Raw genomic sequence first — 1310 nt, 5'->3', positions numbered from 1 at the left:
GCCGCCGCCGACGGCCGGGACGTCACGCTGGTCACCGCCCTCGGCGACGATCCGTCCAGCGCCGAACTCCGCGCCGCGCTCGGCGACCGGGTCCGCCTGCTGGCGCTGCCGCTGGACGGCGCCCTGTCCACCAAGACCCGTGTCCTCGCCGAGGGCAGGCCCCTGTTGCGCCTGGACGACGGCGGACGGCCGCGCCGAGGAGGCCACCGAGCGGTACGCGGCCCTGCTGGCCGAGGCGGAGGAGCACGGCCTCGGACACGAACAGGCCGCCGCGCTGATGGGACTTGGCGAATGCGCGCTGGAGAGCGGTGAACTCCGCGCGGCACACGGCCACTTCGAGCAGGCGGAGGAACTGCTGTCCGGCGAGACCCTCCCGGTACGGGTACCCGCCGTACGCGGCCGGGCCGTGGCGCACTACCTGGCCGGTGAACTCCGCTACGCGGTCTACCTGCTGGAGTCCGCCCTCGACGAACTCAACCGGGGCGGCCTGCACGACCCGGACGCCCTGCTGCACCTCTACACCGCCGTCATCGGCCCCTACATGGACATGGGCGCCCACGCCCGCGCCGCCCAGGCCGCCGAGTTCGCGCTCGCCCTCGCCCCGCGCGCCGCCGACCCCGCGCTGATCGCCCGGATGCACCGCTCGGTGGCCCGTACGCTGCTCGCCGAGGGCCGGCACGCCGAGGCGGACGCCTCCCTCGCCAAGGCGGCCGGGCTCTACCGCCAGCTCCGGCTGCGCACCGAGCTGGCCAACTGCCACTGGATGCGCGGCTACGTCCACGCTCAGGCGGGTGAACTGGACCGCGCCGAAAGCGAACTGCGGCAAGCGCTGGAGATGCTGGCCGAGACCCGCGCCGCCCTCTACCGCAGCCAGGCCGCGGTCGAGCTGGCCGACGTCCTGCACCGCCGGGGCAGACCCACCGAGGCCGCCGCCCTCCTCGACGGCGTCCTCGGCGACTTCTCCTCCGAACGCGGCGCCGTGCACGCGGCCGCCGCCCACCGCCTCCTCGGCATCATCGCCGAGGACGCGGACGAGACGGACTCGGCGGAAGAGCACTACGTACGCGCCCTGAGCCTCCTGGAACGGGCGGGTGCGGCAGGCGACCTGGCCGACCTCTGCCGCCTCCTGGGCGACCTCCTCCGCCGCACGGGACGCACGGAGGCGGCCCTGGACGCGTACCGCACGGGGCTGGGTCACCGGACGACACCGGGCACGACCACACTGGGCCCGGCACCGGCGGGGCCGCCGTTCTAGGGGGTGTCTCGTCGATCTTCGTGGATCAGCCCGCTGCGTCTGGTGCGGTGCCTCG

General features: G+C 75.0%; 1 protein-coding gene. It reads left to right on the top strand.

Annotated elements, in window-relative coordinates:
* The first annotated feature begins 49 nt into the window (after window positions 1–49).
* A complete protein-coding gene (locus CCN33_RS29040) occupies window positions 50–1255 on the top strand; it encodes a tetratricopeptide repeat protein (RefSeq protein WP_086696347.1) in 1206 nt (401 codons plus the stop codon).
* Window positions 1256–1310: the final 55 nt, after the last annotated feature.

The organism is Streptomyces recifensis (assembly GCF_002154615.1).
In the GTDB taxonomy this organism is placed as follows: Bacteria; Actinomycetota; Actinomycetes; order Streptomycetales; family Streptomycetaceae; genus Streptomyces; species Streptomyces griseoluteus.
This window is presented reverse-complemented; position numbering and strand designations above follow the sequence as displayed.